Source organism: Rhizobium sp. R711 (genome assembly GCF_002211365.1).
In the GTDB taxonomy this organism is placed as follows: Bacteria; Pseudomonadota; Alphaproteobacteria; order Rhizobiales; family Rhizobiaceae; genus Rhizobium.
Window position 1 is genome coordinate 913,642 of record NZ_LOKZ01000001.1, and the last position, 25,737, is coordinate 939,378.

The window sequence follows — 25,737 nt, forward strand, 5'->3', positions numbered from 1 at the left end:
CTCAGTAGGTAAAGGGGTCGACTTCTGCCTTTTCAACGGCGTGGTCGCCCGCCTGCTCGGGGTAGATGACACCCTTGCGGAGGATGATGTTGGCGTAGAGCCGTGGTTCGCTGGTTTGGATCACGGCGTGTGCGGCCCGCACCCGATTGTAGAACTCCGCGCCGACGAGCGGCACCACCTGTCGGTGCGGCTCGTGGCGGGCGCAGCAGTCGATCATTTCCTCATGAACCGGATCGAGCCTGTCCCGCTCGGCCTTGACAGTCGACCGGAAGATTGCGTCCGGAACGAAATCGTCGATTGGCAGGACGCTGAGAACGGCATCGAGAACGGCCACGATGCCGTGGCCATCGAGGCGGATCAGCCGCCGTGCATGTTCGACGCCGGGGTAATTGCCGTCGACGATGGCGATTTCGTCGCCGTGTCCCATGGCACGCAGCGTCGAAAGCAGTTCCGGGCTCAAAAGTGGGTTAAGTCCCTTCAGCATTTTCGACCTCCTTGAATAAAACGTTCTGGTCCGTGAGATAGCGCGCGAAGATCGGCAGGCTGGCGCCGCCGATGGCGCGCGCATGAGGGCCGATTGCGCCTTCGATGATGTCGGGCATGACGACGCCCTGCAGATCGAGCATCGCGGCCTCGTGGATCGTCGCCTGCACGATCCGTTCGCGCACCCATCCGGGAAAGCCGCCGTCGATTACGGCAGCGCTGAAATCGATGATCGAGGCGGCCGCGACGATACCCTGTGCGAGCGCTCGGGCGGTGTCCTGGATCCACATCTCCAGAGGCTCGCCGAAATCGATCCAGTCGTCGGCGGAATACCAGAGGGGCTGCGGGTCGATGCCGCGTTCGCGCAGCATGTTCTCGAGAACAAAAATTGAGGCAACTTCAAGCAACTGCAACGTTTCGCCATGCTTGCCGCGCACCGGGAGCGGGCCGATGGCGCCAGCCGTACCCGTGCGTCCCGAAAAGATCGCGGAATTGAGGACAATGCCGCCGCCGATGAAGGAGCCGATGAAGAAATAGACGAAATCGGGATAGGACGGCCCTATGCCGAACACGAGTTCGGCGCCACAGGCGCTCGTCGCATCGTTCTGCAGGTAGACCGGGTAGGGCACGCGGGCGGCAATCTCGGTGTGGAGATCGAAGTCGCGCCAGACATCCATTGCACCCTTGGGCGAACCGACTTCCTCTTCCCAGTTCCAGAGCTCGAACGGTGCTGCGATACCGATGCCGGCAATGCGGCCGCGCTGCTTCTCGTCGAGCCGGCTTTCGAGCTCGCGGATCCCCGAGGTGATGAAATCCAGAAAGACGTCGGGCAGCGGATAGGCATAGGTCTGGTGAAGCTGCAGGCGGATCTTGCCCACGAAATCCATCAGCACAAGGTCGGCGCTGCGTCGACCCATTTTCACGCCAAACGAGTAAACGGCGTCGGCATTGAGCCGCATCGGGATCGACGGTTGGCCGACGCGGCCACGCACTGGCTCGCCGCGGGAAAGCAAGCCTTCCTTCTCCAATGCCCGCATGATGACGGAGACTGTTTGCGCCGAAAGCCCGGTTCGTCGCGCGATATCGGCCTTCGACTGGGAGCCGTAAAGGCGCACCAGCGACAGCACAAGCCGCTCGTTGTAGGCGCGCACCCTGATCTGGTTCGCACCGCCTGCCGGACTCAAAATCGGCGGTTGAGCCGGCGTATGTGCCGGACCGTCCAAAGACGACATTGGCCACTCCTCCCATCTGTTGGCCTATGCCCTATTTTTACCAAGCATGCCATATGGAATTAATAATTCAATTGGATTTATTTATTGACAAGGCAATTTCTTTCGCTCTTAATTGCCATCGTCAAACGGCACGGAACGGCTTGGAGGAGGCCGCCGGCGAGACTGCAGCGGTTCTCGTGCCCGTCAATTCCGGCACCGCCAGGGGGTGGGTCGGCAAATCTCAGGGAGGACTCAATGAAGAAATCAGTGCTTTCCGCCGCGCTTGGCGCGCTCGCCCTCGGTGTCGCCTTCTCGGCGCCGGCAATGGCAGCGGACGTTTCCGCCTGCCTCATCACCAAGACCGACACCAACCCATTCTTCGTCAAGATGAAGGAAGGTGCGACGGCCAAGGCAAAGGAACTCGGCGTGACGCTGAAGTCCTACGCCGGCAAGATCGATGGTGACAGCGAAAGCCAGGTTGCCGCGATCGAAAGCTGCATCGCCGACGGCGCGAAGGGTATCCTGATCACCGCGTCCGACACGAAGGGCATCGTCCCGTCGGTCAAGAAGGCCCGCGATGCCGGCCTCCTGGTGATCGCCCTCGACACCCCGCTCGATCCGGCTGACGCTGCCGACGCAACCTTCGCAACCGACAACCTGCTCGCCGGCAAGCTGATTGGCCAGTGGGCCAAGGAAACGCTCGGCGACAAGGCAAAGGATGCCAAGGTTGGCTTCCTTGACCTGACGCCGTCGCAGCCGACCGTCGATGTTCTGCGTGACCAGGGCTTCATGATGGGCTTCGGCATCGACACCAAGGACCCGAACAAGATCGGCGACGAAAACGATCCGCGCATCGTCGGTCATGACGTGACGAATGGCAACGAAGAAGGCGGCCGCAAGGCCATGGAAAACCTTCTGCAGAAGGATCCGAGCATCAACGTCATTCACACGATCAACGAGCCGGCTGCTGTCGGCGCCTACCAGGCCCTTAAGGCTGTCGGTATGGAAAAGAACGTTTTGATCGTTTCGGTTGACGGCGGTTGCCCGGGCGTGAAGTCGGTCAAGGAAGGCGTGATCGGCGCCACCTCGCAGCAGTATCCGCTGCTGATGGCTTCGCTCGGCATCGAGGCCATTAAGAAGTTCGCCGACAGCGGCGAAAAGCCGAAGCCGACCGAAGGCAAGTCGTTCTTCGACACCGGCGTTTCGCTCGTCACTGACAAGCCGGTCTCAGGCCTCAAGTCGATCGACACCAAGGTCGGCACCGACAAGTGCTGGGGCTAAGTCTCACGATATGAATCTAGCGCCGGCCGGGGGCTTGATCCCCGGCCGGTTTCGACTGACCATAGCTGCTGTCTCAGGAACCGGCGAACAAAGACCGGTGTGATATGGGCAGGGGCTTTCCGCGCGCGGTTTGGCGCGAAAGCGGAGGAGGAACAATGACCGGAGCACAGGAATTCGAACGGGTGCTTGACGGCAGCGACAAGAACGTCGCGTCGTTCGAGCATCAAAACGTACCATTTGTGAAACGTGCGCAGCACTTCCTGCACTCGACGCCGGCCGCCGTGCCGCTGATCGTGCTGGTGCTGGCGATCATCATCTTTGGCTTCGCGCTCGGCGGACGGTTCTTCTCGTCCTACACCTTGACGCTCATCTTGCAGCAGATCGCCATCGTCGGCATTCTCGGTGCCGCGCAGACGCTGGTCATCCTGACCGCCGGCATCGATCTTTCGATCGGCGTCATCATGGTCATTTCGGCCGTCATCATGGGCAACTGCGCCATTACCTACGGCATTCCCACACCGATCGCGGTGCTGGCCGGGATGCTCGTCGGTGGTCTCTGCGGCTTGCTGAACGGTTTCCTCGTCGCCTATGTGAAGCTGCCGCCGTTCATCGTCACGCTCGGTACCTGGAACATCGTCATGGCGACGAACTTCATCTATTCCGCCAACGAAACGATCCGCGACACCGATGTCGATGCGCAGGCGCCGCTGCTGCATTTCTTTGCGCTCAGCTTCAGGCTAGGTACCGCCGTGCTCACCCTCGGCGTCATTGCCATGGTGCTGCTCGTTCTCGTGCTCTGGTATATTCTCAATCACACGGCCTGGGGCCGCCACGTTTATGCGGTCGGCGATGACCCGGAAGCGGCCAAGCTCTCCGGCATCCAGGCCAAGAGCGTGCTGCTGACGGTCTATACCGTCTCCGGCATCATTGCCGCCTTCGCAGCCTGGGTCTCGATCGGCCGTAACGGCTCCATCTCTCCCTCGTCCGCGGTGACGGATTATAACTTGCAGGCCATCACGGCGACCGTGATCGGCGGCATCTCGCTCTTCGGCGGTCGCGGCTCGATCCTAGGTACCCTGTTCGGTGCGATGATCGTCGGTGTCGTCTCGATGGGCCTCAACATGCTCGGCGCCGATCCGCAGTGGAAGGTGTTGCTCACCGGCGTGCTCATCATCGCCGCAGTCGCAATCGACCAGTGGATCAGAAAGGTGTCGGTGTAACATGGCAAACGAACCCATTCTTTCGGCTCGCGGGCTCGTCAAACGCTACGGACGCGTCACCGCACTCGATCATGCCGATTTCGACCTTTATCCCGGCGAGATTCTCGCTGTGATCGGCGACAACGGTGCCGGCAAATCGTCGCTCATCAAGGCCATATCGGGCGCGATCACTCCCGATGAGGGCGAAATTACGCTGGAGGGCAAGCCGGTCCATTTCAAATCCCCCATGGAGGCGCGAGAGGCGGGCATCGAAACCGTCTATCAGAATCTCGCGCTTTCCCCGGCACTGTCGATTGCCGACAACATGTTCCTGGGTCGCGAGATCAGGAAACCTGGCTTGCTCGGCAGCTGGTTCCGTATGCTCGATCGCCCGGCGATGGAGAAGCGGGCACGCGCCAAGCTCTCCGAGCTCGGCCTGATGACGATCCAGAACATCAACCAGGCCGTCGAAACGCTTTCGGGCGGTCAGCGCCAGGGTGTGGCTGTGGCCCGCGCCGCGGCCTTCGGCTCGAAGGTCGTCATCATGGACGAGCCGACGGCTGCCCTTGGTGTCAAGGAAAGCCGCAAGGTGTTGGAACTCATCCTCGACGTGCGTTCGCGTGGCCTGCCGATCGTGCTGATCTCGCACAACATGCCGCATGTTTTCGAGGTCGCCGACCGCATTCATATTCATCGGCTAGGCCGTCGTCTGACGGTCATCAATCCGAAGGAATATACGATGTCCGATGCCGTTGCTTTCATGACCGGCGCCAAGGCCGTGCCGACGGAGCCGGTCGCCGCATGAGCGCAACGATCGATGAAATCGCCGGCGATGTCATCGACCGCGCCGGCGATGTCAAACGTTTCCTGATCGCCATCGCCGGTCCCCCCGGCGCTGGCAAGTCCACCATGGCGGACAATCTTGCCGATGCCCTGAGAGCCAGGGGCGAAACGGCTGAGGTCTTGCCCATGGATGGCTTCCATATGGATAATGCCATCCTCATTGAACGCGGACTTCTGGCGCGAAAGGGTATCCCGGAAACCTTCGATGTCAGGGGATTCCTCGATATCATCAGGGCCGTGCGCCCTGCCGACCAGGAGGTGTTGATCCCCGTCTTCGACCGATCCCGCGAGATTGCCATCGCCTCTGCGCGTGTCGTGTCACCGCAGCATCGTTTCATCATCGTCGAGGGAAACTACCTGCTGTTCAGCCAGGGCAAGTGGGCCGAGCTCGAAGGCATCTTTGACTACTCGGTCATGCTGGCGCCGCCGATCGAGCTGCTCGAGGAACGGCTGTGGGCGCGCTGGCGCGGCTATAAGCTGAGCGAGGAGGAGGCAAGCGCCAAGGTTTACGGCAATGATCTGCCCAATGGCCGGCTGATCCTCGGCAATCGCCGCAGGGCGGATGTGACCCTCGAAACAGCCTGATCTCTCCGCCGTTCCCGACAGGACTTGCAGCGTCAGGTGGAATCGTTGCAGGTTCACCCTCATGCAACTTCTGCTCTAAGCAAAGTGGCCAGATCTGGAGGGAGAGCGCATGGGCCTCACGGAAGCAGTCTCGTCAGTCTTCTCTAAGTATGCCGTCTTCAGTGGCCGCGCCGGCCGACCGGAATTTTGGTGGTTTGCGCTCTTCAACGTCATCGCCTCGCTGATCCTGGCCTTTCTCGACAAGATCCTCTTCGGCCATGAGATACTCGGCGCCCTCTATGGTCTTGCCGTGTTGCTTCCCGGCCTGGGCGTTGCGGTCCGCCGCCTTCATGATATCGGCCGCTCCGGCTGGTGGATTCTGGTCGGCGTCATTCCGCTGGTGGGCTGGATCGTTCTTCTCGTCTGGTATCTCAGCCCCGGCATGCCCGGCTTCAATGAACATGGCGCACCTGTCTAAAAAACGCGGGCAAAATGTTTGCCATGCCCCGCGTCCGGGTGATAATGCGCAGGGCTGAACCTTATAGGCCAGCCTCCGGAGTTTTAGCGCATGCCATCGATCACCATCCGTCGCCCCGATGATTGGCACCTGCATTTGCGTGACGGCGCCATGCTGGAACGTGTGATCGGCGATACCAGCCGGGACTTCGCCCGCGCAATCATCATGCCGAACCTTGTGCCGCCGGTGGTGACCACGGCGGACGCCGAAGCCTATCGCGGGCGCATCATGGCGGCGCTACCGAAGGACGACAAGTTCCAGCCGTTGATGACGCTCTACCTGACGGAACATACGAATCCCGATGACGTCGAGGCCGGCAAGACAAGCGGGCTGATCACTGCGGTCAAGCTCTATCCGGCTGGTGCTACGACCAACTCGCATGGCGGCGTGCGGGATATCGAAAAGGCGATGCCGGTTCTGGAGCGCATGGCCAGGATCGGCTTGCCGCTTTGCGTCCATGGCGAGGTGACGACACCTGATGTCGACATCTTCGATCGCGAAGCGGTGTTCATCGAAACCGTCCTTGATCCGCTCCGCAAGCGTTTGCCCGAACTCAAGGTCACGATGGAGCACGTGACCACTAAGGACGGCGTCGACTACATCAAGTCCGCAAAGGGCAATCTCGCAGGCTCGATCACCACTCATCACCTGATCATCAACCGCAATGCCATCCTGGTCGGCGGCATTCGCCCGCACTACTATTGCCTGCCGGTCGCCAAGCGCGAAAACCATCGCCTTGCGCTCCGCGCTGCCGCGACAAGCGGCGATAAGCGCTTCTTCCTTGGCACGGATTCAGCCCCGCATGTCGATCCCTTGAAGGAGTGCGGCTGTGGCTGCGCCGGCATTTACACGTCGATCAACACGATGAGCTGCCTTGCGCATGTGTTCGAACAGGAAAATGCGCTCGACCAGCTCGAGGCCTTCGCATCGCTGAACGGACCCGCCTGGTATGGCCTGCCGGTCAACGACGAGAGAATAACGCTGGTCAAGCGCGACAACCCCGTCAGTTTTCCGCGCAAGGTCGAAACCGGCGCAGGCCTGGTTACCGTTTTCGATCCAATGTTCCCGCTCCATTGGGACGTTGAGCGCTAAAGATCTTTTATCGTCACGGAATGTTTACTGCCGCTCTTCTTTGAGGGCCGCCGCGATTTGCTATGCCTGCGGCATCGCTAGTCTAAATGCATGAATTTTTAACGAAATAAGTAAGACATTCGTCATAGCGGACCCGTAGGCTTCGTACGAATGGGGGGCGCGATGGCGGTCGCGATTTCTAAAGCATGACGCTTGATTATAATTCCCTTTTGATGGCGCTTGCTGTCTCGACCACGTGTCTTGCCCTTACGTCGCTGGGCAGTTGGTTTGTGCGCCGTTCAGAGACCTTTCTTTTAACCTGCACCGTAGGCCTTGTTCTTATCGTCAGTGGCATCGTTGCTTACGGAATGTATGTCGACGATCCGGTGGTGGTCCTTGCCGTTGTCGCGTTCGCGCTTTTCTATGCCGGCTTTGCAATTATCTGGGCCGCCGGCTGCCAGTTCCGCACGGACAGATTGCGGCTGCGAGCCACCGTCGCCTGCGCTCTCTTGGCAATGCTCGTTTCTATTCCTCCGCTGCTGATCGGTTATGACGGGCTCGCATTTATCGCCGAGAATGCGGCGATCGCTGCCATGCTCTTCGCGACTGCCTATCAGTATTGGCGGGCGCGCGAGGAGGCGCCGGCGCCTCTGACCGGAATTACCGCGCTCTATTGCCTGACGGCGATCTCTTTCGTCCTTTGCGCCGCCGTCCTGATCGCCAATGGAAAGATGGTTTTGGGCGTTGCGCCGAGCAATTGGGCCGAGGATCTCAGCCTCGCGATCTGCATTGCGAGCATGACCGGCATCGGTGCCCTGTCGCTGGCGCTTCACCAATGGCGGCTCGCCGCAAGGCACCGTCTGGAAGCCATCACGGATCCGCTGACTGGCCTCGTGAACCGCCGCGCGCTTTTTGATCGCTATGGGCAGGGTCTGATGCGACCGGCCAGCGCAGTGCTGATCTTCGATCTCGATCATTTCAAGTCCATCAACGACACTTTCGGCCACGCAGGTGGTGATCGGGTGCTGAAGGTTTTCGCCGCCGAGCTAGCGGCGAACTGTCGAACTGGGGATACCGCCGCACGTCTTGGCGGAGAGGAGTTCGCACTGGTGTTGCAAGAGGTTATTCCGGATCGCGCCGAGATAGTGGCCGAACGCATCCGTAAGGCGTTCGCCGGCCGCGAGATCTACCTTGAGGACGAGACCCTGAAATGCACGGTCAGCGTCGGCGTCGCGCCCGGGCGCTCCACGCCAGTGGATTTCGACACCATGTTGAGTGTGGCCGACAAGGCCCTCTATACGGCAAAACGCGCCGGTCGGAACCGGATCGAGGTTGCCGCCCATCTCCATCCTGTGCCGGCAGGCGCCGTCCGCACCGGCTCTTGATTGGAAAGTGTCGCTCGCCTGGCCTTGAAAGAAGTAACGCTGCCAGCGGGAGTCTCGCCTTCTTTCATATCAGCATCAGGGCGCGGACGAAGGCCATAGACGCGAGCAACGACGCGATCGTCCTTACGTGGTTCCACCATGTCCAATCCTTGAGGTAGGCCGTCCAGAGCGCCGTCGCCTCGGCGCCGCTGCCGCTGACTTTCGCCAGCGCATCATTCATCGGCACGTTGAAGACGATCGTCGAGAGGAACGACGCAAAGACGTAGAGAGCCGCGCCGGCCAACATCCAGGCGCTGACGCCACCGCGCCAGTTGAAGAACGCGATGGCACCAATAACAAGGCAGAGAATTGCGGTCGGTACGAAAAGCAACATGAAGGGCGAGCGCACGATCGTGACATTGATGGAGTTCATCGCCGCGATGCCCTGCTCGGTGGGAATGCGGGCGAACGACGTCATAATGAAGGTTGAGAAGGCGAAGAAGATGCCGGCGACAAGGCCGCTGCCAATCGCAGCCGCCGCCAGAACGATCCCAAGAACAAGCGTCATTGTCATACCCTCCATGTGCCATTGGCTGCGGTATCGCGCGCATAGTCGCCGAAATCCCTGGCAGGACGGCCGAGAACTTCTTCGACCACATTTGCAACTTGAGAATTTCTGCCGTCGAGTACCTGCGTGAAGAGTTCCTCAAGCAGGTCGATCAAGCCGTTTGGCAGGCCGCCGGCGCCAAGTCCCTCTTTGAATTCAGCCATAGAGACCTGTCGATAGGCAATGTCTCTGCCACATGCAGCGGCGATCTCGCCGACCGCCTCGAAACGTCAGTGAACGGGGGCCGGTTAGGTCGTAGGTCTTGCCGTTATGGCGGTGATCGGTCAGCGCGGCCACTGCCGCATCCGCGATGTCTCCTGCATCGATGAAGGGTTCTTTTACCGCGCCTGCCGGGAGCGCCAGCTCGCCGGCTGCGACCTGTTCGGCAAAGGCGCCTTCACTGAAATTCTGGCAGAACCACGAGGCGCGCAAGATAGTGTAGCCGATGCCGGATGCCTTGAGTGCTTCCTCCGCGTGTTGCGCGCCTTCCTCGCCACGACCCGACAACAGGACGATATGGGTGAGGCCGCAATCGACCGCCGCGCGGGCGAGCCCACCGATCGCGTCCGCCGCCCATGACACGGCAAGGTCAGGCTGGAAGCTCACATAGGCGCTCCTTGCGCCGGCGAGCGCCGCTGCCCAGTCGGCCGGCTTCTCCCAGTCGAATGGGCGTGCACTGGAGCGTGAGGCAAAGCGGAAGCTGAGATCTCTCTTCGCCAGCTGTTCGGCGATGCGGCCACCTGTCTTACCTGCGCCGCCGACGAGAATGATTTCGGAATTCTGCATGTGAATACTCCTCCCAATAAAACAAGAGAAAGTCTCTCATTTGCAAAATGAGATAAACTCTCTTATTTTCTTCGTCAACCGAAAAATGGAGGGAAGGATGGGCGAAGAGGTTGCCGCCAGGCGCAGAAGGCAGCTGGAGCCGACCGGCCAGCCGCGCCGGATACCGCAGCAGAAACGCGGCCGCGAGCGTTTCGAGAAGATCCTTTCGGCAGCCCTGGAGCTGATCGAGAAAAACGGCAGCGACGCCCTGAAGATGAGCGAGATCGTTGAAAAGGCCGCGTTATCCTTCGGAGCCCTTTACCAATATTTTCCGGACAAGAGCTCGATCATCCGGACGCTTGCCGAACGCTTCAATGAGCAGGGCAGGGCTTGCGTCGCGGCCGAGCTTGCAACGGTGGCGGACGCTACCACGCTGCGACAGGCGCTCTGCAATATCGCCGACCAATATTACAACTTCTTCCGGCAGGAGCCGGTCATGCGGGACATATGGTTCGCTACACAGGCCGATCGGCTGCTGCAGGAGGTCGATGCCGAAGACATGGAGTTCCATGCCCAGGCCTTGCTTTCCGTCCTCGCAACGCTGGAGCCGGAGCGGAGCAAGGGCGAACTTGTCGCCATTGCCAGACTTACCATGCAGCTGCTGGCTGCCGCCGTACGCTACGCGATCTCACTGGATGATGCGGAGGGACGGGCGGCGATCACTCTCTATCAGCGGATGCTGCCGGCCGATATCGGCCGGCTGCCGTAATCGCTGGGTCCGCCGATCTTTTTCCTGGTATCGGGTTGGTGCAATTGGCTCAGGCGAACAGAAAGCTGCGCGCTGCGAGATAGCCGATCGCTCCGAGCACCACGGCCACCGCCGATGCCTCGCCGAGCGCCATAGCGTACTCCCGCCGTCCGGCTGTGAAGGCAAGCACCACCTTCGTCACCACGTTGACCGCGACGGCGATCAGGATGACATCGGCCGCCGTCGCCACGTTGATCGTCGAGCCGACGAGGCGTGCCGTCGAGAGCGTGATTGCATCCACGTCAACAAGGCCGGAGATCGCCGCCACGACGAAGAGCGCGGACGGCCCGACATAGTCGATCGCCATCTTCGAGATGAGGCTGATGACGCCGAGTAGCACCGCGAAGGATATGACTGTGTTGAGCTCGAAGGGGTTTTTTAGGTCGATTTCCGGCGCCTCAGTCGCGGTCTTGGAACGCAACACCGAAAACAGACCGGCCGCCAGGAAGCCGATCATCGCCGGGACGAGCGCGGAAGCGAGCGGCACCAGCATGCTGAAGGAGAGCGCGCTGGCGATGACGAGAACGCGTGCGAACGAAAGGGCACCGGCAATACCTGCCCCTGCCGCAAGGTGTCGTGCACCCTCGGGTGCTTCCGCCGAATAGCGGGCGAAGGAAAGCGTCAACGCGGTCGACGAGACAAGTCCGCCCGCAGCACCCGCCAGCAGGACACCACGGCCCGTGCCCATCAATCTTATCGCGGCATAGCCGGCGAAGGATAGGGCGGCGATGGTTATCGTCAGGAGCCAGAGCGAGTAGGGATTGAGCGCCCCCCAGGGATCGAGCGCCTCGTCAGGCAGCAGTGGCAGCGCGATCGCGGTCATTGCAAGCAGTACGAGGGCGGAGCGGAGTTCCACCCAGGTCAATCCGCGCAGGAAACTATGCAGGCTTTGGCGCGCTGCGAGAATAACAGTCATGGCAACAGCGCCGGCAGCCGCAGTGACAAGATCGCCGACCGCAGCAAGTACGCCGAGCGCGAACACCGCAAGCGCCGCAACCGTCGTGGTGATGCTGTAGTCCTTGTCCTCGATCGTCTCCTGCCATTTACCGGCGATGTAAAGGAGACCAAGGAGGGCCGCGATCGTGGCAGGTAGAAAGGGCCCGGTCATCGACTGAAGCGTGCCGACGACGCCACCGAGAAAGCCTGTGAGGCCGAATGTGCGGATGCCGGCCACTCGCCCGCCGGCGCGGATCTCGCGTTCCTGCCACCCCCGTTCGACGCCGACGAGCAGACCAATTGCAAGCGCAACGCCGAGACGGCGGAAGACTTCGATATGTTCCATGCAGTGCACGATATCGCCACTGCGCCGCCAAGCAAGCGCAAATAGCTGAAAGTATTGGCGCATCAGCGGCGCGCGAGCCGCAGCGCTTCCCTTGTTATCACCGGATCCGGCCGGCACGGACGCTTTCTGCCCCCGCGAGCGCTCGCCGTTCTGGAAACTTGCAGCGCTTGCTGCTATTGCCCCATAAACTTGACCAAAGGAGAGAGCGATGATCCAGACGACATTCACCGACCGCGCCGTGATGGCGGAACTCGTGGCGAAGATGCTCTGGGAGATCAAGGCGGTGCACTTCAATGCCGCCCAGCCTTATAAGTTCGCTTCCGGCATGGCGAGCCCGGTCTACATCGACTGCCGCAAGCTGCTCTCCTTCCCGCGTGTCCGCTCGACCGTGATGGATTTTGCCGCCAGCGTCGTGCTCCGCGAAGCCGGTTTCGAGCAGTTCGATTGCATTGCCGGTGGCGAGACCGCGGGCATCCCGTTTGCAGCACTGCTCGCCGATCGCCTCAGCCTGCCGATGATCTATGTCCGCAAGCAACCGAAGGGTCATGGACGCAACGCGCAGATCGAAGGCAACATGCCGGAGGGCTCGCGCGTCCTCGTCATCGAGGACCTGACGACGGCTGGCGGCAGCATGTTCAAGTTCATCGATGCCGTCCGGACTGCCGGCGGCGTGGTCGATCATGGTATCGCACTGTTTTATTACGGCATTTTCGACGGAGGCGCGCTGCGCTTTGCCGATGGCAAGGTGAAGCTGCACTACATCGCAACCTGGCGCGATGTGCTCGCCGTTGCCAAAGTGCAGAAGCTGTTCGACGAAAAGACCTTGAGCGAAGTCGAGGCCTTCCTCGATGCGCCGCTCGCCTGGTCCGGACGCAACGGCGGCATTTCATCACTTTGAATGAAGAATTGCATCGCGGCGCTTTGCTTTTGCCATGAAATTATCTAATCGATTTGAACATCGATGGATCGTAATGCTTGGGAGGCCGGAATGATTTTGTGCTGTGGTGAAGCGCTGATTGACATGCTGCCGCGGGAGACGACTCTCGGCGAGAAGGGCTTTGCCCCATACGCCGGAGGGGCGATCTTCAACACGGCGATCGCGCTCGGACGCCTCGGCATTCCGACGGCCTTCTTCACCGGCCTTGCCGATGACATGATGGGCGAAATCCTGCGCGATACATTGAAGGCGAGCAATGTCGATTTCAGCCTCTGCGCGATCGCGCCTCGTCCGTGCACACTCGCCTTCGTAAAGCTGGTCAACGGTCAGGCGACCTATGCCTTCTATGATGAAGGCACGGCGGGTCGCATGATCACCACCGACGATCTGCCCGTTCTCGGCGACGATTGCGAGGCGCTGCATTTCGGCGCGATCAGCCTCATCCCGAGCCCTTGCGGCGAGACTTATGAGGCGCTGCTCGACCGCGAGTGCGACAAGCGGGTGATTTCGCTGGATCCCAACATCCGCCCCGGCTTCATCAAGAACAAGGAAGCCCACATGGCGCGCATCAAGCGCATGGCGTCGAAGTCCGACATCCTGAAGTTCTCCGACGAGGACCTGGAGTGGTTCGGCCTCGAGGGCAGTCATGACGACCTGGCGGCCTACTGGCTGAAGCAGGGCGCCAAGCTCGTCGTCATCACCAAGGGTGCCGAAGGCGCGTCGGGTTACACCAACGAGCGCAAGGTGACCGTCCCGAGCGAGCGCGTCACCGTCGTCGACACCGTCGGCGCAGGCGACACCTTCGATGCCGGCGTGCTTGCCTCGCTGAAGATCGACGACCTCCTCACCAAGGAAAAAGTAGCGTCGCTCAGCGAAAAGGCGCTGCAGAACGCGCTTTCGCTTGGCGCGACGGCGGCTGCCGTCACGGTCTCGCGCGCCGGCGCCAATCCGCCCTGGGCGAAGGAAATCGGCCTCTGAGACGAGGCCTATAACCGATCGAGAAAGGCGAGCACTTCGCGGTTGAAGTGCTCGGGCCGCTGCAGCGGCGCGAAATGGCTGACCTCCGGAAGGAGGATCAGTTCGGCATCGGGAATGCTGCGCGCCAGATAATCAGCATGCTCGCGCTTGATGAACTCGTCACTTTCTCCGAGCACGATCGCGACCGGCACCTTGATGCCGGCGAGATCCGCGGCCGCGTAGTTCGGTTCGCTTGCCATCATCTTTGACACGTCGGCCACGAAGCTATCGAAGGCGTCAGGCGTGGCGGACAGCGCTTGATAATCCTTGCGATGGCGGCGGAAGCAACGATCAATCACCGGTGTCGGCCTGAATTCAAGCGTGCCGCTCGGATCCATGTTGCAGGCGAAGAAGAACACACCGGAGACGCGCTCCGGCCGCTTGTCGGCGAGGATCAACGATGTGCAGGCACCGTCGCTCCAGCCGACGAGGGCAGCTTCTTCTAGCTCCAGCCGATCCATCACGGTGAGCACGTCTTCCGCCATCTGGGCATAGTGAAAGGGACGTGTGTCGCGCGTGCTGCGGCCATGCCCTCGACTGTCGATGACGACGACCTGCCGGCCCGCGGCAATCAATGCCGGCACCTGATTGCCCCAGTTTCCGGCGTTGCCGAGCCCGCCATGCAGCAGGATCACGGTCGGCCCGGAGCCGTAGGTCGCATACCAGATGCGGGCCCCATCATTCTCGACGAAACCCTCATCCTTGGGTGTCGGCAGCGCCGCCGCACCATATGCCTCGAAATTTACAAGCTCGTCATCCGTTACGTGCATTCAATCTCTCCCGAAACCGCATATAAGAACGCGTTGTGAGGTCGAATTTCGACACTGGTCATGAAAAAAATTGACCGCAAGCGCCGACACCGCTGCTTCCTCGACCGAGTAACCTCTGTCGCTGCGACGTCAATGCTGCTTGAGGTCCTCAGCGACCGTTCTAGCTGCAGTAGCACGGCGCTTCCCACCCCGGGGCATCAGCCCTTGAGCCATCAGCCGCCCGGTCGCGTGCTGGCGAAGAGAATATGCGGACCGGCGCCACTATCTGGGGCATTCGCCGGAGCGTCGAAATAACGCCGCGCGGTCGCATTGGGGCCAAGATCCTCTATGTGGCCGAAGCCCATCGCCGTCAGTTCGGCTGTAAGCTCTGCGGGGTCGAGGAGCGTTATCCACGGCTCCCCGGCCTCAGCCACCCGGGCTGCCATGACAGCGGCACGTGCGCGCCTTTCCGGTTCATAATTTTCCAGCGGCTCCGAATAGTCGAGAACGATGCCAGCCTCGGCGGAGCCGGCAACGAAGCGGAGCAGCGAAAAGACCGTTTGTTGCTCGAGATAAGGTACCACGCCGAGCCAGATATAAAGCGCCGCCTCGTCCTTACGGAAGCCATTTGCCGAGAGACGTTCCGCCAGGTCGTCACCTTCGAAATCAACAGGCACGAAAGCCAGTTCGGAAGACCGCGCAATCCCCGTGGCGACAAGCCGCTCCCGCTTCCACGCCTGGGTTGCCGGATGGTCGACCTCGAAGACTTTCAGGCCGATGTCGCGATAGGGGTTGCGCAGGCCACGCTCGGCTTCTCTTGCGATGCAATCGTCCGCAAAGCGGCTGCGCGCCGCCAGGAACAGCCGGAAAGGCCTCGTGCTGGGATCGCGGGCTCGCTCGTCCGCTGCTGCTACGGCCTTCGCGTCAAGGATCACCCGGGCATAGGGATCCTTGAAGACGGAGGCATTATCGACGATCTGATGGGCGGCACGGGAACCCGCCACCATGCGAGCGGTCCGGCTCGGTTCCCTGCCTTCCATAGCGCCGTCCCGATGTTATTTCGCGAGCTTCGCCAGCGCCGCCACCAGACCCTGCGTCGAAGAATCGTGGCCCGCAGCGCTTTCCTTGCCTTCGACGACGGGCAGCAGGCCGGTCGCCAATTCCTTGCCGAGCTCGACGCCCCACTGGTCGAAAGAGTTGATGCGGAACAGCACGCCTTCAACGAAAACGCGGTGCTCATAGAGCGCGATCAGGCGACCGAGCGCATAGGGCGTCAGCTTGTCGTAGACGAAGGTGATCGAGGGGCGATTGCCGGTGAAAACGCGGTGCGGTGCGATGAAATCGGCTTGTCCGTCGTCCATGCCCTTGTCGGTCAGCTGCTTCTTTGCCTCTTCGAAAGTACGGCCCTTCATCAGCGCTTCGGACTGCGCGAGCACATTCGATATCAGAAGCTCGTGCTGATGGCGCAGTTGCGCCTCGAAGGCATTGGCAGCGATCATGAATTCGGCCGGAATGATGCTCGTGCCCTGGTGGATCAACTGGTAGAAGGCGTGCTGGCCGTTGGTGCCCGGTTCGCCCCAGACGACAGGACCGGAATTGCCCTCGACAGGCGTGCCGTCGATCGTCACGCCCTTGCCGTTCGATTCCATGTCGAGCTGCTGCAGATAGGCCGGGAAACGCGACAGTCGCTGGTCGTAGGGCAGGATCGCACGGGTCGGATAGCCGAGTACATTGCGATGATAGAAGCCGATCAGGCCGAGGAGCATTGGGAGGTTCTTGGTGATCGGGGCCGTGCGGAAGTGATTGTCGACGGCATGGGCGCCCTCGAGAAATTTGATGAAATTCTCCGGTCCGATCGCGATCATGATCGGCAGGCCGATCGCCGACCAGAGCGAATAGCGGCCACCGACCCAATCCCAGAAGCCGAAGACGCGTTCGCTCCCGATGCCGAAGGCCGCGACCTTGTCGAGCGCGGTCGAAACGGCGGCGAAATGATGCTGGACGGCGGCCTCGCCGAGCGCGTCGGCAATGAACTTGCGCGCCGTCTGCGCATTCGTCATCGTCTCCACCGTCGTGAAGGTCTTGGAGGCGACGATGAAGAGCGTCGTCTCAGGCTGAACGAGCTTCAGCGTATCGGCGATATGGGCGCCGTCGATGTTGGAGACGAAGTGTGCGCGCGGGCCGTCGTGGAAGGGCGCCAACGCCAGCGTTGCCATGACGGGGCCGAGGTCGGAGCCGCCGATGCCGATGTTGATGACGTCGGTGATCGCCTTGCCGGTCGCCCCCTTGAGGCTGCCGGAACGGATGCCGTCGGCGAATTTGCCCATGGCGGCAAGCACGGCGTTGACATCGGGCATGACATCTTTGCCGTCAACCAGCACCGGTATATTCGAGCGGTTGCGCAGCGCCGTGTGCAGAACGGCACGGTTTTCGGTGAAGTTGATCGCCTTGCCGGCGAACATCTCGTCACGCTTGGCTTCGACGCCGCCCGTTTCCGCGAGCTTGACCAGGAGAGCCAGGATCTCGTCGTTAACCGCCGTCTTGGAATAGTCCATCAGGAGGTCGTCAAGCGACACGCTGAAGCGCGAGAAACGCTGCGGATCGGCGGCAAAGGCGGCGCGCAGGTCGGTTGCCTTGGTGGCGGCCGCAGTGCTCTTCAATTGTTCGACGATGGCATTCATGGGAGGCTCCTTTGCAGGGCGAGAGGGTCGCGGAAACTATTCGCTTTGTAGGGCGCAAATCAAGTTCGGCGACCTCTCGAGATGCAAAAAAGCCACCCGCGCAAAACGGATGGCTCATAATTTCACGCAACCGTCAAACTCAGCCGCGGAGATCCTTGCGCAGGATTTTCCCGACTGGCGTCTTCGGCAATTCGGTGCGGAATTCCACGAAACGCGGACGTTTGTAATTGGTGAGGTTTGCGGCGCAATGCGCCTTCACGTCGGCCTCTGTCAGCGCTGAGTCCTTGCGTACCACGAAAAGCTTGACGGCCTCGCCGGAGTGTCCGTCGGCAATGCCGACAGCTGCGGCCTCGAGAATGCCCGGATGCATCGCCGCCACTTCCTCGATCTCGTTCGGATAGACGTTGAAGCCGGACACGAGGATCATGTCCTTCTTCCGGTCGACGATCTTGGTGTAGCCGCGCGCATCCATGAAGCCCATGTCGCCACTGCGGAAATAGCCATCCGGCGTCATCACGCGGGCGGTCTCCTCCGGCTTGTTCCAGTAGCCGGCCATCACCTGCGGACCACGGATGCAGATCTCGCCGATCTCGCCAAGCGCAAGCGAATTGCCGTCCTCGTCGCGAATGTCAAGTTCAGTGGATGGGATCGGCAAGCCAATCGAGCCGGTGAACTCCGCAGAGTCGAAGCGATTTGCCGTCGCCACTGGCGAGGTCTCCGAGAGACCATAGCCTTCGGTGATGTGGGAGCCGGTGATCTTCATCCAGCGCTCGGCGACAGGTCGCTGCACCGCCATGCCGCCGCCAAGCGACATCACCATGGAGGAGAAGTCGATCTTGGCGAAATCGGCATTGTTCAGCAACGCGTTAAAGAGCGTATTGAGGCCCGGGAAGATGTGGACCTTGACCTTGCCGAATTCCTTGACGAGGGCCGGAATATCGCGCGGGTTGGCAATGAGGATGTTGTGCGCGCCGAGCGACATGCCCATCAGCGAATTCACCGTGAGCGCGAAGATATGATAGAGCGGCAGGGCACAAAGGAAGTTCAGAACCTCCGGGCGCGGCTTCCTGTCGAAGGCAGATTGCAGCCAGAGTTCCAGCTGCAGCTTGTTGGACAAAAGGTTCTTGTGCGTCAGGATGGCACCCTTGGCGATGCCCGTCGTGCCACCAGTGTATTGTAGGAAGGCGATGTCGTCGCCCTTGAGGTTTGCGGGTTTCAGTGCCTTGCCTGCGCCTTCGCCCAGAACCTGCTTGAAAGTCTTGTGCTTCGGGATCGACCACGAGGGAACGAGCTTCTTCACCTTGCGCACGAGCAGATTGACGATCAGCCCCTTGGCGCCCAGCATCTCGCCGAGCGACGTGACGACGACATGGCGCACGTCGGTCTTGACAAGCACCTGTTCGACGGTCCGCGCGAAATTTTCCAGAACGAAAATGGCCTTGGCACCGGAGTCGCGCAGTTGATATTCTAACTCGCGGGGCGTGTAGAGCGGATTGACATTCACGACCACGAAGCCGGCGCGCAGGATGCCATAAACGGCGACCGGATTTTGCAGCACGTTCGGCATCATGACGGCAACGCGGTCACCCTTCTCAAGGCCGATGCTCTGCAGCCAGGCCGCAATCTTGCGGGTCTGGCCCTCAAGCTCGCCGTAGGTCAGCGTCTTGCCCAGGCTGGAGAAGGCAATGCGATTGGCATAGCGCGCACAGGATTTCTCGAGCAGTTCCGCAAGCGATTCGTATTCCAGTGGCGGAAGCTCTGGCGGCACGCTGTTGGGATAGGTCGCAAGCCAGGGCTTTTCGGGCTTCGCACCGCCTGGGTGGACGGAAATGCTGTTCATCTTGTCTCTCTCCCTGTCGCTGCCGGCCGGTCCAACCGGCGAGCCGATTGGACGATCCTCCATCTTCCAACGCAGCAGCTTATGTCATCGCCTGAATGGTTCAAGCCGAGAATAGCGTTACACTAACCTTAACGTAAACGTCAATAATCGTGCGAAGCCAGTTGTCGTGACTAAATTGGGAACATCGAGTTCGAGGCAGCGTTCTCGACATGTGGACCAACCACGAGGAAACAAAAGGAGGTGCACCATGCTGCATCAGGACGCTGACGAAACCCGCCGTGACCCCAATGTGAAGGATACACCGACACTGATTGCCAGCGACCGCGTGGAAGGAACCCGCGTCTATGGAGCCGATGGCAAGCACATCGGCTCGATCGAACGATTGATTCTTGGCAAGCAGGATGGCCGCGTTGCCTACGCCGTGCTCAGCTTCGGTGGCTTCATGGGCATTGGACACGATCACTATCCGCTGCCGTGGGAAAAGCTGACTTACGATACCCAGCTTGACGGGTACCGCATCGACCTGACGAAGGAACAGATCGAAGGCGCTCCGAGCTACGCGGATGATGACGACAGCTGGTACAACGATAATGGCCGCCGAGTGTATGATTACTACGGCGTGCCTCCCTACTGGATGTAACGTCGTCCGCATGCGCGCGGTTCTTTGATCGCGCGCATATGCGCTGCGCCGCAAGCGTTTCTTCCTTGTGCTTCGGCGTGGTAAAACGACCTGGATAGGCCCCGTCGCGGACGGGGCCTTTTCAGTTTCTGGCGACGAGATCGTTGGCCGAGCGCAGCACGCTGCCCATGCTGATGTCGCCTACCGACAACGCTTTTGCGGTCCGTAGCGCGAAGACGTGACTTTCCCCTGGAAGCAGCGTTACCAGCATGGAATCAACGACGGCATCAGGATCGAGCCGGTCGGCCATCAGGCAAAGGTCCTTCAGCAGGGTCTCTGCCGTCACCTTCACCGCATATCCATCCGTCGTGGCGCTAAGCTCGATCGATGCCTGGGGTGCCGGAAGCTTCAGATCGATGTCCTCGACAAAATAGTGGAACGCGCGCCGGTCGAGCATCTGCACGACGATGAGCTCGTCGCCGGCATCGTCCGGCGCTGCGATATCCGCCGGTAGCGGAAACTCCTTCGCCTCGAAGCGGTCGCAGAGCAGCCGCCAGAACTCGAATTCTGCAAGCACCGTTCCGTCAAGCCGCAGGCGCTTGCCCGATATCTTCGCCCGCCAGAACAGCGTGCGCTCGTTGACAGCGACGGCTGCCAGCCCGCCATTGCGCGGCTGGATTGTCAGCAGCCTCGGATCGAATGCCTGTTGCATCGCATACCAGAGTGGTTTGCGCCGTCCCGCCGAGTCGAGTGCCGCCCAGGACGTCACCGGCCAGCAGTCGTTGAACTGCCAGACGACGGCGCCCTTGCAGACATCTCGGTGCGAGCGCATGTGCTCGATCGCGAAGCGGATAGCGCGCGCCTGGTTCAGCTGCGTGGCGAAATGCCAATCGTCCATCGTCTGCGGCACCGGCAGATGCCCGGCAAGGCCGCGGATCAGCTTGTCATTGCCCTGCGTCGCCTTCTGATGATGGAACACCCCGTTCGAAACGGGCGTCAGCGGCGTGTCATGCACGCTTTCCTCGATCGTCGCCCAATTCGGAGGCGCCTGCCAGCCGAATTCCGAGCAGAAGCGCGGGATGTAGTTGCGATAGACCTCGTAGCCGACATCGTTCCAGACGTCCCAGATGTGTTTGCAGCCGTGTTCATCGGCGTTCGGCTCGATCTCCATCGTCCCGGAATAGGGGCTGCCGGGATAGTACGGCCGATCCGGGTCGAGTTCGGAGCAGAGCTTCGGCAGAACATCGAGATAGTAGCCGAGCCCCCAGCTGACGCCCTCCTTGATGATCGGCCGCCAGCCCCATTCGTTGAAGCCCCAGATATTCTCGTTGTTGCCACTCCAGACGATCAGCGACGGATGCGGCATCAGTCGCACGACATTGTCGCGCACCTCGGCCTCGACCTCACTTCGCAACGGCTCTTCTTCCGGATAGGAGGCGCAGGCGAACAGGAAGTCCTGCCAGACGAGCATCCCGGCGCGGTCGCAGGCCTCGTAGAACTCGTCGCGCTCGAAGATGCCGCCACCCCAGACGCGCAGCAGATTGATGTTCGCCGCCTTCGCTTCCTCGATCCGCGAGATATAGCGCTCTGCCGACACCCGCGACGGAAAGCAGTCGTCCGGAATCCAGTTCGCGCCGCAGAGGAAGAGCGGCACGTCGTTGATGACGAAGGTGAAGGCGGAGCCGTGTTCGTCGGGTGAGGTATAGAGCCTGACGGAGCGGAAGCCGATCTGCTTCGAGTAGCTATCGAGTAAGTCATCGCTTACGCCATCCCGCAATTCGATCTGTATCGGATAGAGCGGTTGTGCGCCAAGATGATGCGGCCACCAGATCTGCGGCGTCGGAACAGTCAGTTGGAACTCGACCTCGTCAGTTCCTTCCGGAAACTCGGCCACATGGCTGACACCGGCAATAGTTGCGACGAGCTTTGCCGGAACGCCGTCGTGGCGCTCGACGCTAGCGCGAACCGTCACACGCCCGTCGCCGCCTGCAAGTGTCGGCGAAACCCGCGTTTCCGCAAGCCGCGCCCGCTGCCAGCTTTCCAGCCGTACCGGCTTCCAGATCCCCGACGTCACCAGCGTCGGACCCCAGTCCCAGCCGAAGTTGCAGGCCATCTTGCGCATCAGGTTGCCTGGGCCGGGATAGTTGTTCGGCCGATAGCCGTAATGCGCCTCCATCTCGGCACCGTAGGCATAAGCGGAGCGGAAGGTCACGACGAGCTCGTTCGCATCTTGCTTCAGCCGCTTCGACACGTCGAAGCGATAGATGCGGTGCATGTTGAAGGTGCGGCCGAGTTCCTCGCCGTTCAGTACGATCGTCGCGACCGTATCGAGGCCCTCGAACACCAGCTCGTGGACTTTGCCGGCGTCCGGCGATGCATCGAAGCTGCAGCGATATGTCCAGTCTTCCTTGCCGATCCAGTCGTTGGTGATCTCGTTGACGTCGAGATAGGGATCCGGGATCAGCCGGTTGGCGAGCAAGTCGAGATGCACGCAGCCTGGGACATGTGCTGGAATTTCGGCCGGCAGGTCGCGTCGACCTGTAACGTTGCAGGAGAGCATCCAGCCCCGGTTCAGTTCGGTCTTTTCGATCATGAGAGACTCTTAGAGATAACGGCCGTGACGCTGCAGGACTTCGATCTTGTAGCCGTCGGGATCGGTGATGAAGAAGAACAGAGCCAGCAGCTTGCCGTCGCGATTGAGCTCGACGATCTTGCCGGGGTTCAGGCCGGCCTCCGTCAGGCGCTTGTGCTCGACCTCCACTTCCTGGACGGAGAGGGCCAGATGCCCATAGCCATTGCCAAGATCGTAGGGCTCGGTACGACCCTTGTTGACGGTCAGCTCCAGTTCGAAGCCGGTCTCGTCATTGCTCATATAGATCAGGGTGAAGGTGTCGAAGTCGATGCGATCGGCAACATTGAGGCCGAAGACCTTGCCGTAGAACTCGACCGATCGCGCCTCGTCGAGAACGCGGATCATGGAGTGAATCATCTTGGCCAAGGCTGCCTCCCATTGCCGATATCACGGCAGCCTTGGTAGCCGTCGCCTCATGCCGGGCGCAAGCCAATTCTTTCAGTGATGGCGTTTTCGATCAGCCCCATCGCATCATAGATCAACACCGCCATCAGGCCGACAATCAGGCCGCCCTGCAGGATGAAGGCGGTGTTGTCCGAAATCAGCCCGGCAATGATGACTTCGCCGAGACCCTTGGCCGCCACTGTCGAGCCGATCGTTGCCGTGCCAATGTTGATGACGGTCGCAACCTTCAATCCCTCGAGGATCAGCGGCAGGGCAAGCGGCAGTTCCACCTGAAACAGCCGCTGCGTACCATTCATGCCCATGCCGTCGGCGGCATCGAGCACGGAGGGAGAGACCTGCTTGAGTCCGGAAACGGTGTTCTCGAAAATCGGCAGCAGGCCATAGAGGAAGAGGGCGATCAATGTCGGTCCGGCGCCGAAGCCGGTTGCCGGCACGGCAAGCGCGAGCACCGCCACCGGCGGGAACGTCTGGCCGGCATTGGCGATCGCCCGGGACAAAGGCAGGAAGTCTTCGCCGCTCTTGCGGGTAACGAAAATGCCGCCGAGGATCGCAAGAACGGCGCTGCCGACGATGGAGATCGCCACAAGGAAGAGATGCGAGGCGGCAAGCTGCGGAAGGCTGTTCTGGGTGTAGACGGCTGGCGCATTGTTGCTCGTCAACGGTACGAGCAGGAAGGACAGCCACTCCGTTCTGAACAAGAGGATCAAAAGCAGCACCAACGCGGCAACGCGGAAAAGGTTCGCGGAGACGAGCTTCATGCCTTGCGGCCCAGTTGAAGCAGCCGCGTCATCGAGATCGAGCCGACCGGTACCTTGCTGGCGTCCTGAACGGCGGCTTCTCCCACCCCTTGCCAGATCATTTCAGCCAGCGCGTCGCGCAGGCTGAGCGTCAGCGGCAATGCGTAAGTCAGGCCTGACTTTGCTGGCTCCATGCTCTCCTTCAGCGGCAGCAACGACATCAGCTTCAGCGCCCGGTCGGAGGTGCCGGTCAGTTGCTGCACGAAGGGGTTGGCCGGCTCGGTCAGGATCTTCTCCGGCGTCGAGCATTGCAGCAGCTTGCCGGCGCTCATCACCGCGATCTGGTTGCCGAGGTGGAATGCTTCGTCCATGTCGTGCGTGACGAGGACGACGGTCGTGCCGAACTGCTTCTGGATCGCCAGCAGATCGTCCTGCGCCTTGCCGCGGATGACCGGATCGAGCGCCCCGAACGGCTCATCCATCAGCAGCAGTTCCGGTTCCGCCGCTAGTGCCCGCGCCACGCCGACGCGCTGCTGCTGACCGCCAGAAAGTTGATGCGGATATTTCTCGGCAAAGGTCGCCGGGTCCAGGTTGAACAGGCCGAGCAGTTCCTCGACGCGGCCATTGATTTTCGCCGTGTCCCAACCGAGAAGCTGTGGCACCGTCGCGATGTTCTGCGCAACGGTCCGGTGGGGGAAAAGGCCATGCCCCTGAATCGCATAGCCGATCTTGCGGCGCAGTTCCGTAACCGGCACGTCCATGATGTTCTGGCCACCGACAAAGATCTCACCCGACGTGATCGGCACGAGACGGTTGATCATCCGCATCAGCGTCGATTTGCCCGAGCCCGAGGTGCCGACAACGACGGTGATCGAGCCCTTCTCGACATCCATCGAGACATTGTCGACGACGGTCGCTGTGCCGTAGCGTTTGGTGACGTTCCTGATTTCGATCATGCTCATGCGGCGGATCCCCGTATGCTGTCGATGACCGCATCGAGGATGACGGCCGAAGAGAAGGCGAAGAAGACGGTCGGCACGGCGCCGAGCAGAACGAGGTCCATGGCTGTCTGACCAAGCCCCTGGAAGATGAAGATGCCGAATCCGCCACCGCCGATCAGTGCTGCCACCGTCACCAGGCCGATCGCCTGCACGAGGACGATCCGAATGCCGGTGAGAATGACGGGAAAGGCCAGCGGCAGGTCGATGCGCGTGAGGATCTGGCGACGCGTCAAGCCCATCCCCGCCGCGGCGTCGCGTACTGAGGGATCAACCCCCTGGAGCCCGACAACCGTGTTGGCGACGATCGGCAGCAGCGAATAGAGGATGAGGGCGATCAATGCGGGTGCCGCCCCGATGCCGCGAATACCGATCGAGGCAGCGGCTGGAACATGGGTCGCGAGATAGCCGAGCGGCAGCATCAGGATGCCGAAAAGCGCCAGGCTCGGGATCGTCTGGATGAGGCTGAGGCCCTGCAGGACGACCGCCCGCAACTTTGGCACCCAGAAGCACAGGATGCCGAGTGGCAGGCCAATGACGATGGCGATCGCCAGCGAGCCGAACGCTAGCAGCAAATGGGCGAGCGCTTCCGTCCAGAACTGAGCGGATCGGGTCGCGAATTCCTTCATGATCGAGAGATCGTCGAGCAGTCCGGATGCAAGGAAGATGCCGAGCAGTCCGGTGTAGACGACAAGTGCCGCAATGCGCATCCACGGCGTAAGCTCGATTTTCACAAGCGCATCCGAGACGATGAGCCCGATCACGGCAAACAAGACCCAGAACCCACCGCCCGGCGTCATGCGCGCGGCATTGCTGTTGGGTGGCGTGAAGGCCGAGGCCGCAAAACCAATGGTCGCCAGCAGGGCTGCAAAACAGAGGGTCGAAATCACCAGCCGCAACAACGCGTTCTGCAGAAACAGAACGGCCACAGCCGTGACGATAAGGAGAATTGTCAGGATGATGGCGGAGGGTTGATTGAGCAGCTGCGTTAGCAGCATCGGTTTTCCGGCTGCGATACGGTTTGCCTTCACGTAGATGAAAGGCAGGAGCGCAATTGCGACAATGCCGGCCGTCACCAGCACCACGCCGAGCCGGTCCAGCTTACGGACCGCTAAGGTTTCTTCCAT

Annotated in this window: 24 protein-coding genes and 1 pseudogene; 11 read left to right on the forward strand and 14 right to left on the reverse strand. The window is 61.0% G+C overall.

From position 1 onward, the window contains the following. Window position 1: 1 nt before the first annotated feature. Window positions 2–484, reverse strand: coding sequence for an RbsD/FucU domain-containing protein (locus ATY80_RS04430; protein ID WP_088691217.1), 483 nt, complete (start codon window positions 482–484; stop codon window positions 2–4). Continuing rightward, window positions 468–1,715 carry an ROK family transcriptional regulator gene (locus ATY80_RS04435; RefSeq protein ID WP_088691218.1) on the reverse strand — a complete coding sequence of 416 codons (1,248 nt, stop codon included), beginning with the start codon at window positions 1,713–1,715 and terminating at the stop codon, window positions 468–470. The genes ATY80_RS04430 and ATY80_RS04435 overlap by 17 nt, the downstream gene beginning before the upstream one ends. Window positions 1,716–1,949: 234 nt before the next feature. Here ATY80_RS04435 and ATY80_RS04440 point away from each other — a divergent pair, with 234 nt between their 5' ends. The 7 genes from ATY80_RS04440 to ATY80_RS04470 all read left to right on the forward strand — a co-directional run bounded on the left by ATY80_RS04440 (window position 1,950) and on the right by ATY80_RS04470 (window position 8,554). Continuing rightward, on the forward strand, window positions 1,950–2,975 hold the full coding sequence (locus ATY80_RS04440) for a sugar ABC transporter substrate-binding protein (RefSeq protein ID WP_088691219.1): 1,026 nt from the start codon (window positions 1,950–1,952) through the stop codon (window positions 2,973–2,975). 155 nt (window positions 2,976–3,130) lie between these two features. Beyond that, on the forward strand, window positions 3,131–4,195 hold the full coding sequence (locus ATY80_RS04445; protein ID WP_088691220.1) for an ABC transporter permease: 1,065 nt from the start codon (window positions 3,131–3,133) through the stop codon (window positions 4,193–4,195). A 1-nt stretch (window position 4,196) separates the two neighbouring features. After that, the gene (locus ATY80_RS04450; RefSeq protein WP_088691221.1) at window positions 4,197–4,979 is read left to right on the forward strand and encodes an ATP-binding cassette domain-containing protein; all 783 of its coding nucleotides are present in this window, start codon (window positions 4,197–4,199) and stop codon (window positions 4,977–4,979) included. Next, a complete protein-coding gene (locus tag ATY80_RS04455) occupies window positions 4,976–5,602 on the forward strand; it encodes a nucleoside triphosphate hydrolase (protein ID WP_088691222.1) in 627 nt (208 codons plus the stop codon). The genes ATY80_RS04450 and ATY80_RS04455 overlap by 4 nt, the downstream gene beginning before the upstream one ends. Before the next feature lie 109 nt (window positions 5,603–5,711). Continuing rightward, window positions 5,712–6,059, forward strand: coding sequence for a DUF805 domain-containing protein (locus ATY80_RS04460; protein WP_088691223.1), 348 nt, complete (start codon window positions 5,712–5,714; stop codon window positions 6,057–6,059). 90 nt (window positions 6,060–6,149) lie between these two features. Beyond that, window positions 6,150–7,190 (forward strand): dihydroorotase, encoded by a 1,041-nt coding sequence (gene pyrC / locus ATY80_RS04465; protein ID WP_088691224.1) that lies wholly within the window; start codon window positions 6,150–6,152, stop codon window positions 7,188–7,190. 185 nt (window positions 7,191–7,375) lie between these two features. Then, window positions 7,376–8,554: a GGDEF domain-containing protein gene (locus tag ATY80_RS04470; RefSeq protein WP_088691225.1), complete on the forward strand. Its 1,179-nt coding sequence runs from the start codon at window positions 7,376–7,378 to the stop codon at window positions 8,552–8,554. Between the two features lie 64 nt (window positions 8,555–8,618). Here the strand turns inward: ATY80_RS04470 and ATY80_RS04475 are convergent, their stop codons facing one another. Together ATY80_RS04475 and ATY80_RS04480 are read right to left on the reverse strand one after the other, a co-directional pair. After that, window positions 8,619–9,101, reverse strand: a complete 483-nt coding sequence (locus tag ATY80_RS04475; RefSeq protein WP_088691226.1) for an anthrone oxygenase family protein — start codon at window positions 9,099–9,101, stop codon at window positions 8,619–8,621. A gap of 2 nt (window positions 9,102–9,103) precedes the next feature. Then, window positions 9,104–9,926, reverse strand: a pseudogene (locus tag ATY80_RS04480) (NmrA family transcriptional regulator). Window positions 9,927–10,023: 97 nt separating this feature from the next. On the opposite strand from ATY80_RS04480, the gene ATY80_RS04485 reads away from it, so the two are divergent. Beyond that, window positions 10,024–10,674, forward strand: a complete 651-nt coding sequence (locus ATY80_RS04485; RefSeq protein WP_088691227.1) for a TetR/AcrR family transcriptional regulator — start codon at window positions 10,024–10,026, stop codon at window positions 10,672–10,674. Between the two features lie 49 nt (window positions 10,675–10,723). Here the strand turns inward: ATY80_RS04485 and ATY80_RS04490 are convergent, their stop codons facing one another. Next, a complete protein-coding gene (locus ATY80_RS04490) occupies window positions 10,724–11,995 on the reverse strand; it encodes an MgtC/SapB family protein (RefSeq protein WP_088691494.1) in 1,272 nt (423 codons plus the stop codon). A 208-nt stretch (window positions 11,996–12,203) separates the two neighbouring features. Between ATY80_RS04490 and ATY80_RS04495 the strand changes: the two genes are divergently transcribed. Both ATY80_RS04495 and ATY80_RS04500 read left to right on the forward strand, forming a co-directional pair. Continuing rightward, window positions 12,204–12,893 carry an orotate phosphoribosyltransferase gene (locus ATY80_RS04495; RefSeq protein WP_088691228.1) on the forward strand — a complete coding sequence of 230 codons (690 nt, stop codon included), beginning with the start codon at window positions 12,204–12,206 and terminating at the stop codon, window positions 12,891–12,893. A 90-nt stretch (window positions 12,894–12,983) separates the two neighbouring features. Then, a complete protein-coding gene (locus tag ATY80_RS04500) occupies window positions 12,984–13,910 on the forward strand; it encodes a carbohydrate kinase (protein ID WP_088691229.1) in 927 nt (308 codons plus the stop codon). Window positions 13,911–13,918: 8 nt separating this feature from the next. On the opposite strand, the gene ATY80_RS04505 is transcribed toward ATY80_RS04500, so the two are convergent. The 4 genes from ATY80_RS04505 to ATY80_RS04520 form a co-directional block, all read right to left on the reverse strand. Further along, complete coding sequence (locus tag ATY80_RS04505; RefSeq protein ID WP_088691230.1) at window positions 13,919–14,719, reverse strand: alpha/beta hydrolase; 801 nt, start codon at window positions 14,717–14,719, stop codon at window positions 13,919–13,921. A gap of 212 nt (window positions 14,720–14,931) precedes the next feature. Beyond that, complete coding sequence (locus ATY80_RS04510) at window positions 14,932–15,738, reverse strand: SAM-dependent methyltransferase (RefSeq protein ID WP_088691231.1); 807 nt, start codon at window positions 15,736–15,738, stop codon at window positions 14,932–14,934. Window positions 15,739–15,753: 15 nt separating this feature from the next. After that, entirely contained in the window at window positions 15,754–17,379 is a 1,626-nt protein-coding gene (gene pgi / locus ATY80_RS04515) for a glucose-6-phosphate isomerase (protein WP_088691232.1), read from the reverse strand. Window positions 17,380–17,518: 139 nt separating this feature from the next. Beyond that, complete coding sequence (locus tag ATY80_RS04520; protein ID WP_088691495.1) at window positions 17,519–19,219, reverse strand: long-chain fatty acid--CoA ligase; 1,701 nt, start codon at window positions 19,217–19,219, stop codon at window positions 17,519–17,521. 247 nt (window positions 19,220–19,466) lie between these two features. Here ATY80_RS04520 and ATY80_RS04525 point away from each other — a divergent pair, with 247 nt between their 5' ends. Continuing rightward, on the forward strand, window positions 19,467–19,859 hold the full coding sequence (locus ATY80_RS04525) for a PRC-barrel domain-containing protein (RefSeq protein ID WP_088691233.1): 393 nt from the start codon (window positions 19,467–19,469) through the stop codon (window positions 19,857–19,859). Window positions 19,860–19,980: 121 nt separating this feature from the next. Here the strand turns inward: ATY80_RS04525 and ATY80_RS04530 are convergent, their stop codons facing one another. From ATY80_RS04530 to ATY80_RS04550, 5 genes are read right to left on the reverse strand one after another with little or no spacing between them, the layout of a single operon-like run. Then, window positions 19,981–22,431, reverse strand: a complete 2,451-nt coding sequence (locus ATY80_RS04530; RefSeq protein WP_088691234.1) for a glycoside hydrolase family 2 protein — start codon at window positions 22,429–22,431, stop codon at window positions 19,981–19,983. Between the two features lie 9 nt (window positions 22,432–22,440). After that, window positions 22,441–22,836: a VOC family protein gene (locus ATY80_RS04535; protein ID WP_088691235.1), complete on the reverse strand. Its 396-nt coding sequence runs from the start codon at window positions 22,834–22,836 to the stop codon at window positions 22,441–22,443. 47 nt (window positions 22,837–22,883) lie between these two features. Continuing rightward, a complete protein-coding gene (locus ATY80_RS04540) occupies window positions 22,884–23,633 on the reverse strand; it encodes an ABC transporter permease (RefSeq protein WP_088691236.1) in 750 nt (249 codons plus the stop codon). Further along, window positions 23,630–24,574, reverse strand: a complete 945-nt coding sequence (locus tag ATY80_RS04545; protein ID WP_088691237.1) for an ABC transporter ATP-binding protein — start codon at window positions 24,572–24,574, stop codon at window positions 23,630–23,632. The genes ATY80_RS04540 and ATY80_RS04545 overlap by 4 nt, the downstream gene beginning before the upstream one ends. Beyond that, on the reverse strand, window positions 24,571–25,737 hold the full coding sequence (locus ATY80_RS04550) for an ABC transporter permease (RefSeq protein ID WP_088691238.1): 1,167 nt from the start codon (window positions 25,735–25,737) through the stop codon (window positions 24,571–24,573). The genes ATY80_RS04545 and ATY80_RS04550 overlap by 4 nt, the downstream gene beginning before the upstream one ends.